Source organism: Pseudoduganella ginsengisoli, assembly GCF_009720865.1.
GTDB classification, from domain to species: domain Bacteria; phylum Pseudomonadota; class Gammaproteobacteria; order Burkholderiales; family Burkholderiaceae_D; genus Rugamonas; species Rugamonas ginsengisoli.
Map to the genome: position 1 here is coordinate 135,835 of NZ_WNLA01000020.1, position 8,759 is coordinate 144,593.

The 8,759-nt window shown below is 64.1% G+C and carries 8 protein-coding genes; 4 read left to right on the forward strand and 4 right to left on the reverse strand.

All coding sequences use genetic code 11. The features are described from left to right. The first annotated feature begins 162 nt into the window (after window positions 1-162). Window positions 163-2,724, forward strand: a complete 2,562-nt coding sequence (locus GM668_RS23995) for a hypothetical protein (RefSeq protein WP_155441490.1) — start codon at window positions 163-165, stop codon at window positions 2,722-2,724. Here the strand turns inward: GM668_RS23995 and GM668_RS24000 are convergent. Then, window positions 2,711-4,129 (reverse strand): sensor histidine kinase, encoded by a 1,419-nt coding sequence (locus GM668_RS24000; protein ID WP_155441491.1) that lies wholly within the window; start codon window positions 4,127-4,129, stop codon window positions 2,711-2,713. The two genes, GM668_RS23995 and GM668_RS24000, sit on opposite strands and share 14 nt — an antisense overlap. Beyond that, the gene (locus GM668_RS24005) at window positions 4,126-4,782 is read right to left on the reverse strand and encodes a response regulator (RefSeq protein ID WP_155441492.1); all 657 of its coding nucleotides are present in this window, start codon (window positions 4,780-4,782) and stop codon (window positions 4,126-4,128) included. Before GM668_RS24005 ends, GM668_RS24000 begins: the two co-directional genes overlap by 4 nt. Window positions 4,783-4,923: 141 nt before the next feature. On the opposite strand from GM668_RS24005, the gene GM668_RS24010 reads away from it, so the two are divergent. Then, window positions 4,924-6,063 (forward strand): serine hydrolase domain-containing protein, encoded by a 1,140-nt coding sequence (locus GM668_RS24010; RefSeq protein WP_155441493.1) that lies wholly within the window; start codon window positions 4,924-4,926, stop codon window positions 6,061-6,063. Window positions 6,064-6,101: 38 nt separating this feature from the next. On the opposite strand, the gene GM668_RS24015 is transcribed toward GM668_RS24010, so the two are convergent. Further along, on the reverse strand, window positions 6,102-6,530 hold the full coding sequence (locus GM668_RS24015; protein WP_155441494.1) for a hypothetical protein: 429 nt from the start codon (window positions 6,528-6,530) through the stop codon (window positions 6,102-6,104). Between the two features lie 100 nt (window positions 6,531-6,630). Then, window positions 6,631-7,935 (reverse strand): S8 family serine peptidase, encoded by a 1,305-nt coding sequence (locus GM668_RS24020; protein WP_155441495.1) that lies wholly within the window; start codon window positions 7,933-7,935, stop codon window positions 6,631-6,633. A 94-nt stretch (window positions 7,936-8,029) separates the two neighbouring features. Between GM668_RS24020 and GM668_RS24025 the strand changes: the two genes are divergently transcribed. Continuing rightward, window positions 8,030-8,512, forward strand: coding sequence for an RNA polymerase sigma factor (locus tag GM668_RS24025; protein WP_155441496.1), 483 nt, complete (start codon window positions 8,030-8,032; stop codon window positions 8,510-8,512). Window positions 8,513-8,526: 14 nt separating this feature from the next. Further along, window positions 8,527-8,759, forward strand: a 233-nt coding sequence (locus GM668_RS24030) for an anti-sigma factor family protein (RefSeq protein WP_211923445.1), incomplete at its 3' end; no start/stop codon positions are given.

Sequence of the window (8,759 nt, forward strand, 5' to 3'; positions counted from 1 at the left end):
TACTTTAACTGGAGGCGCAAACCGGTGAATCAAGGGCGGTTAGTGAAAGCCCTCACGATGGCAAGGGCCTTTCACGCGTACTATGATGTTGTTAATTTGCAACAAATCATTCTGTTGGGAAGCTATCGACAGGCATAAACTGTTTAAAACAGGAGAGCCGCCATGGCCATATCGCCGAATACCGCAGCCATTCAGAAGCTGTACGTCGCTTATTTCAACCGCCCCGCGGACGTGGCCGGGCTGGCCTACTGGGAAGCCGTGGTGATGGCTGCCGGCGGCGACACCAGAGACGTGTCCAGAGCATTTGCGCAATCAAGCGAATACCTTGGACTGCTGGCTTCCAAGGCGCCTGCCGAGGTGGTGGACAGCGTGTATGTGAATTTGTTTGGCCGCCATGCCGAAGATGGGGGCCTGGCTTACTGGACCGGCTTGTATGCGTCGGGGGCGATCGGCGTCGCCGACGTGGTGACGGTGCTGGCCGAAGCCGCGGGAGGCGGCGATGCGGTTGCGGTGGCCAACAAAGTCACGCTGGCAACCAGTTTCACCGAAGCGCTGCAATCGTCGGGCCATCCGGATGCGTTCAGCAGCGCCGCAGCAATGGTTTACGCGAAACAATTCCTTGCCGGCGTGACCGATGACGCATCGGCTGCGGCGGCAAGCGCGGGGCTGGACGCGGCGCTGCAAACCACCATCGGCCTGGCCGGCGTCCATGCGCTTGACAACCAGGGCCCGCCATCGGTGGCCGCCGCGCCGCTGGTGCAGGCAGCCCACCCTGCCGTACCAGATCCATCGATCGCACCGGAAAACGTGGATGCCAGCAAATTCATGGCCCTGTTGCAGTGCAGTGTGTCGTGGTATGGCAAATTCATCCAGCAGGCGCCGAACGGTACGCCGCTGACCATCACGTACAGTTTCATGACGGCGGTGCCGTCTTACTATAACGAGTACGAATACAGCCATCAGCCGAACGTGGCGCGCGTCACGGGCTTTCAAGCTTTCAACAGCGCTGAAAAAGATGCCGCGCGCGCCATCTTCGACGTGCTGGCGCATGCCACCGGCCTATCGTTCCAGGAAGTGCCAGCCACGCTGGACGCCGACATTGCGCTGGGCATGCGCGACATGAACCTCAATACCGGCGGTACCGCGTATGAGCCCGGAGTGGACGACGGCATCAGCAGCGACAGCCCGAAGTCGCTGGATAACCTCGACCAGGAAGGCACGTATGGCGATGTCTTCCTGAATGCGAAGATCATGGACGGCATGGCGATGACGCCAGGCAGCGAAGGATATTACGTCTTGATGCATGAAATCGGCCATGCATTGGGACTCAGGCATGCGGTGGTGTCGGAACGCGGCCTGACGGCGGCGGAGGACAACCAGGATTACACCGTCATGACGGAGTCATACAGTCCGGGCGCTGCGTTTACGCCGCACTATGGGGCGTATGACTTGGCGGCGCTGCAATACCTGTATGGCACGGATGCGGGGGAAGCGGCGCAGCGCGCGGGGACCACGACGGTATTCGACGGTGCGGCAATGACAATCACGGCCGGCGCGCAAGGCGGTGTGCTGCTTGGCACGTCGCTCACCGATCACATGAACGGCGGCGCGGGGAGCGACGTCATGTGGGGCCGCGGCGGCGATGACGTCCTCGATGGCGGGGCAGGCAATGACACGCTCGATGGCGGCATCGGCAACGATGTGCTGTCCGGCGGCGCCGGCGACGACCACTTGCAGGGCAGCTGGGGCGCGGATCGCCTCGACGGCGGCGCCGGGACCGATATCGTCAATGGCGGTGAAGGCAGCGACGTGCTGGTTGCCAGCGGTGATGGCGATATGCTGCTGGGCGGCGACTGGGCGCCATCGGGCGTACCGGACACGGTCGACTACAGCGCGGCCGGCGCAGGCGTTACCGTGCTCCTGTCCACCACGATCGAAAACAACGATACCGAGTACCATTTCGACGGCACGAAAGGGTATGCACATGTCATCGGAACGGGGCAGGTGGCAGGCATGGCAACGCGCGACACGCTCATTAACATCAATGGCGTGATCGGCACCGCTTTCGATGACTACCTGTCCGACAGCACGACGACTTTTTATTTTGATGAAATCCTCCATGGCGGCGCGGGCAACGATACGCTGGTCAGCCATGGCGGCGGCAACTACAGCTACAGCACGCATGACACATTGATAGGCGGCACGGGCGATGACCGTTATGTGCTGTCGATAGCCACGTTGACTGACCAGGCCATCAGCATCGTGGAAGCGGCGGGCGAGGGGCATGACACCATCGAGATCACGGGCGGCCAGGCAGTGTTCACTGTGCCGGCCAACGTGGAAGATGTCATCAGCGGCCCGATCGCCAGCGTGGAGTTGACGGGCAATGCGCTGGACAACTTCCTCTCCGGCGGCAATGGGCGCGATGTGCTGCGCGGCGGCGATGGCGGCGACACGCTGGCTGGCGGTGGCGGTTCGGACCTGTTGACGGGCGGCGCGGGAGCGGACCGCTTTGTGTATGCACCGTATGCAGACGGCACGGCGCAGCATGACGTCATCACTGACTTCAACGCAGCGCAGGGGGACCGCATCGTACTGTCCGGCGTGGCGCTGGCGTCGATCGGCGTGGCAGGCGCTAATGTGCTGCTGACCTTGTCAGATGGTGAAATGATTGAACTGGCCGGGGTGGCCTTGTTCAACACCGCATGGATTATGGCGGGGTAGCACCTATGGCGTGGCCGAACGCCTGAAGCCGGAAATGGAATGCGCAACCACGCTGGTCCAGCCCCGGCGAAATACAAACCGTACCGCCCATCCGGCGCGCCGCCTGCCGCACAATCGCCAGCCCCAGGCCGGAGCCTGGCGCCGTGGTGCCGCGGACGCGGTAAAAGCGCTCGAACACCAGTTCGCGCTGGTCTTCCGCGATGCCCGGACCGTCGTCCGCAACCGATACCGTCAATGCGCCGTCCGATGCCGCGGCCGCGACGGCGATACGGCAACCCGCATGCACGTAGCGCAGGGCATTGTCCAGCAGATTGTGGACGATGGACTGGAAGGCCGCCATGTCCAGCGTCCAGTGCAGCGTCTCGGGCGCATCCAGCGACAGCTCGATATCGCACGCTAGCGCCAGCCCCGCCTTCTGCGCCAGCAGGTGGCGCAGGTGGCCGGCCACGTCGACGGTGGCTAGCGTGCCAGCCGGCGTCTCGTCCAGGGTCGCCAGCTCGAGTAATTGTCCGACCAGGTGCGACGAGCGTGCGATGGCGTGGTCCAGGTGAGCTTGTGCCTGCTGCCGTGCATAGGTGTCGGGCTCGCGCACGATGGCGTGCGCCTGCGTGGCAATGACTGCCAGCGGCGTGCGCAATTCATGGGCGGCATCCTGTACGAAGGCGCGCTCCCGCTGCACCTGGCGGCGCAACTGTGCCAGCAGGTTATCGAGGGCCGTGACGACCGGCTGCAGTTCCGCATACTTGAGCTGCAGATTGACTGGCGACAGGTCGTCAGGCGCCCTGGTATCGATCCGTTTAGCCAATAGCCGCAGCGGCCGCAAGCCGCTGCGTACCGCCAGCCACAGCACCACCAGCACCACCGGGAAAGCCAGCAGCAGGTAAGGCAGCAATTCCCTGCTCAGCCATCCCAGTACCGTGGTGTCGCCTACTTGGGGCTCGGCTATATGCAGCGTCCAGCGCCCCGTTGCGCGCATGATCGTCCAATACATGCGGCCGCCAATGGCTTGGTCGCGTACCTGCGGCGGCCCGTCTGCCGGCCCGTTTTCCGGCAATGCCCAGTTCCACTCCTGCGCGCCTGGACCGGGCGTGCGGTACAGCACCCGGCCCTGGCGGTCTGCCAGTTCGAACAGTACTTCGCCCGGCAGTTGTCCGCCTTCGCGCCGCAAGTGATTGACCATCACGGCACTGACGGCAACTGCGCTTTTCGCGTGTTCTGCGTCTTCCACCGGCGCCAGGGCGGCGGCCAGGGCGCCGCTCAACTGGTGTAACCCGGAATTGGTGCGCATGGCTTGCTTGAACGCCAGGTAATCAAATGCCAGCAGCACCGACCAAACCGACATAAAGGCCAGTACCAGCGCGAGCATCACCCGCTGCGTCAGAGTGGGGCTTAGCCAGCGTTTCATACGGCCAGCAAATAGCCGATGCCGCGTACGGTGCGGATGCGCGCAGGGCCGATCTTGCGCCGCAGGTTCGAGACATGCACTTCGATCGAGGCAAAGTCGACCGGATCGCCCAGCGGCTCGAGCCGGTGCGACAGCGCGCTTTTGGACACCACCGTGCCAGGCTCGCGCGCCAGTTCCAGCAGCAGGTGGAATTCGCGCGGTGACAAAGCCAGCGGCTCGGTCCCCAGCTGGGCCGCGTGGCGGCGCGGCTCGATCATCAGGTCGCCGAACCGCCACTGTTCACTGGCCTGCTGCGCGTGGCGGCGCATCACGGCCCGGATGCGCGACAGCAGTTCCTCCGTTGCAAACGGCTTGACCACGAAATCGTCCGCGCCGCCGTCCAGGCCATCCAGGCGGTCTTGCAGCGCGGAGCGCGCGGTAATCACGATGACCGGCACCATGTGGCCGGCGCGCCGCCATTGCGCCAGGACGTCCAGGCCGCAGCCGTCGCCCAGCGTCAAGTCCAGCAGTACACAGTCGACCGCCGATCCGTGAAAGGAGCGCGGCGCATCGGCCGCGCGGCGCAGCCATTCGCTGCTGTATCCCTCCGCTTTCAACGCACCCTGCAAGGCGCGTCCTAAATCGAGGTCATCTTCAATGAGTAATAAATGCATCACATGATTATACCTAAGACAATTTTTTCATCGGCCGGGGCGTTCATGCCCGTCTTTGGCTTTGCTTAAGGTTGCTCAAAGCACAATCAAGGTTCTCAGCCGGCGGCATGTGCCCTGGCGCCTTATTTGGAAGGAAAGGCAATGCAGGTGAAAAATGTAGTGGGAATGGTGGTGTTCTGCGCTGTGCTTGCCGCGTGCGGCGGGAAGGGCGCACCGGCGCCGGCCGATACGTTGAACGACAAAGTCGAGCGTTTTCGTCTTGCCAGCGGTGTGCCCGGCCTGGCCGTGGTGGTGGTCGACGGCGATCATATCGATGTGGCGACCAGCGGCGTGCAAAAGGCCGGTGCGCCTGCGCTGATTGGCCGGGACGACCGTTTCCAGATGGGCTCACTCACCAAAGCCATGACGGCCAGTTTGATCGCGCGCCTGGTCGAACAGCATAAATTGCGCTGGGACTCGACCCTGGCCGAGCTGTTTCCTGCATGGCGTGACAAGATGCGGCCTGAATACCTGGGCGTAACGGTGGCGCAATTGCTGCGCCACCGTGCCGGCCTGGTACGCGATTTTTCCGATGACGATGCCGTCGGTTTGCAGCAGGTTGTAACAGGAGACCCGTTGCAGGACCGTACCGCCATGGGACTATGGTTTCTGCAAAAGCCGCCCCAGTCGGCGCCTGGCAGCACCATGCTGTACTCCAATATCGGTTACCTGATCGCGGGACTGATCGCGGAGTCGGTCGGCCATGCGCCGTATGAACAGTTGCTGGCGCAGGAAGTGCTGCAGCCGCTGCAGATGCAAGGGGCCTTTGGCCTGCCGGAAGACGCCGGCGGCCAGACGCCGGTCGGGCATATCAGCACCGCGCAAGGCTGGCAAGCCGCGCGCTTTAACCCGGCCATGCAGGATGAAACGCAATTCCGCCTCTGGTTATTCGCGGTCAGCGCGGCAGGCGGACTTGATCTCAGCGCGCCTGATTATGGCCGCTTCCTGCTCGAGCAGCTGCACGGGCTTCAGGGCCGCTCCACGTACCTGACGCAGGCGGATTTTCAGTTGATGCATACGCCAGTGGACGGCTACGCGTTTGGCTGGGGCATCTCGGACGTGCCGAAGTACGGCACGGTCAGCTATCACACTGGTACGGCTGGCACGTATTTCACCGCCAGCCTCCTGGTTCCTTCGCAAAACCGGGCCGTGGCAGTGATGTGCAACTGCGAAAGCGCCGACGCGGAAGCCAAAATCAGCGAGTTTGCCAACACGCTGGCGGCGGCTGTGCCGCCCAAGTGACCCTGCGCTGGTTGCGCAGGGGGGCGTACTGGGCGATGTCACTGCGAACCTGCGCCGCTGCCCGCCGCGCCACTTGCGGCGCCGCTGGCATGGGCCGATGGCTGTGCACTGGCAGCAGTGCCGCTGCCCGCGCCATCAGCCTGCGAGACGTTTTTCATCACGTTGCCGGCCAGCGAACCGGATGCGGCGCCATTGCCGCCAGCCTCGCTGTTGGCGCTGCGTGGCTTGCGCAATTCGTCCGTATTGATGGCGCCGCTGGCCTGGCGCGTACGGTCCAGCAGTTCGCCACGCCCGGCCATGGGCGTCATGCCGCCCAACTGGCCGCCTAACTGGCCCCCGAAGGCGCCGGAACCGCCGATCATGCCGCCGATGGCGCCGCCCCGGCCCAGCAACTGTGCGTGGGCCGAGCACGCGATGCCGATGGACAGGGCTGCGATCAATTGTTTGGCGATGGTGGCATTTTTCATGATGATTCTCCTTGTTGACGCCGCAGACTATCTGCAGCTGTTGCAAGGAAAACGCTTGGTCGCAAAGGTTTAATCCGTCGCCATGAAAATATTTTTGAATTTATTTGAACGACGATGGATCGACTCGCAGCGATGCGCCCACGATGCCCTGGCCGAGCGTATTGCTTGGCGCGCCGGGCGGGACGCCGGTGGCGCTGCGGGCCAGCCGGTCCAGCGCCGACCGGGCTGCCTGCGGCGACGGCGGTCCCATGTCCAGGGACAGCAACGCCGCCACCAGCGGCGCTGCATACGATGTGCCGCGTACTGTGCGGTACGGCGGGGCGCCGATGGCGGCGCTGACCATCTGGCTGCCAGGCGCGGCGAACATGACTTGCGGGCCGCGCGCCGCTTCCGGTAATGGCCGTCCCTGCCTGTCGACGCCGCTGACGCCGACCACCCCGGCATAGCTGGCCGGATACAGCGGCGGCGCGGCCGGGCCGTCATTGCCGACGGCGGCTACCAGCAGATGGCCGCGCTGCACCATGTCGCGCACCACTTTTTCCAGGATCAGGTTGGGCGGGCCAACCAGGCTGACGTTAATCACGGCGACGTGCTCGCGCGCCAGCCAGGCCAGCGCCGCAGCAATGCGCGCGGCGGATCCGCCGCTGCCGCTGTCGCAATAAATATCCGCCGCATACAGTGCCGCTTGTGGCGCGGCGCCACGGAAACGTGCGGAGCGGCCCACCATCAGCGCCGCCACGGCCGTGCCATGCGCGCTGGGATGGGAGCCGTCTTCACAGCCCCAGGACTGGATGGCGGCGTCAGCGAATACTTCGTGGCCACGGTCGATACCGCTGTCAACCAGCCCGACTTTCGCAGCCCCGGCGCCGGGACCGGGCGGCAGGCTTTCCTTGCCGGCGCCGGATTGCGGGCCCGCCGGCGCGGCGCCGCTACCCGTGTAGATATGGTTGTAATCGTAGACGCCGTCCGGATCTGCGGCACGCAAGCGCTGCAGCGTCGCGGCGATGTCGGCGCCGGCCGGCAGGCGCAGTATGTGTACGCCATCGGCATCGCCGCCAGTCACGGACAGGCCCGCAGCCTGTGCAGCAGCCACCCCTGCGGAGCCGGCTTGCCAGGCCAGGATTTCATGCCGCACCACCGGGTTGCCATGAGGGTCAGCTTCCAGTACGTCGCGATGCCGCTGCAGCAAGTCCGTGACGTGTTTCAGCCGCAGGCTGCGCAAGTCGGCGATGTCGCTGCGGTCCAGCAGCCGCTGGGTGTCGCGCAGCAGGGGGCTGTTCAGGCGGTCTTGTAACGTTGGTAACTGCGGCAATGGCAATTGCGGCAAGCGCAGTTGCGCCTGTGCAGTGGGAGCGAAAAGTGCGCAGGCCAGAACCAGTGCGCGGGGAAGCAGTCTGCGTGGCATGATGACCGGATCATAATATAAGGGAACACTGTTACTGGAGAAAACGTTCGGGACAGGGATTAAAATCCATTGCGCCATCGTTTACCTGTTATCTATGACAGCCAACGCCATCAACAATGAAATCGCCGCGCTGTTGCCGCGCTTGCGCCGCTTTGCCCGCAGCCTCGTCTACCACCGTGACGATGCGGATGACCTGGTGCAAATGGCGGTGGAGCGCGGACTGGCCCGCAGCGGTCAATGGGAGCCCGGCACCCGGCTTGACAGCTGGATGTTCAGGATCATGAAAAACGTGTTTATCGACGAAGTGCGCTCGCGCATGCGGCGCGACACCTTGTTTGCTCCCGAAGAAGCAGGCGAGCATGTCGGCGACAATTATGCCGAAGCGCTTCAGCAGCGGATGGCGATCGAGAAAGCCGTCAGTATGCTGTCCGAGGAACACCGGATGGTAGTCGCGCTGGTGATGGTGGATGGCATGCCGTATAAGGAGGCGGCCGACGTGCTGGACATTCCAATTGGGACATTGACCAGCCGGCTGGTACGCGCACGCACGGCGTTGCAGGAATTATTATCCGATTAAGCGAGGACGGTGAAATGAGCTTTTCCGAAGAAACCCTGATGGCGTATGCCGACGGCGAGCTGGCGCCGCCCGAGCGCGAGCAAGTTGAGCGGGCCATGCAAGGCGACCCGGAACTGGCGGCACGGGTGGCGCGGCATCAGGCGCTGCGCTCGGACGTGTTTGCCGCCTTTGCGCCCGTGCTGGACGAGCCGGTCCCGGCGCGCCTGGCTGCGGCAGCGCTGCCGGACAAGGTTGCCGACCTGGCGGC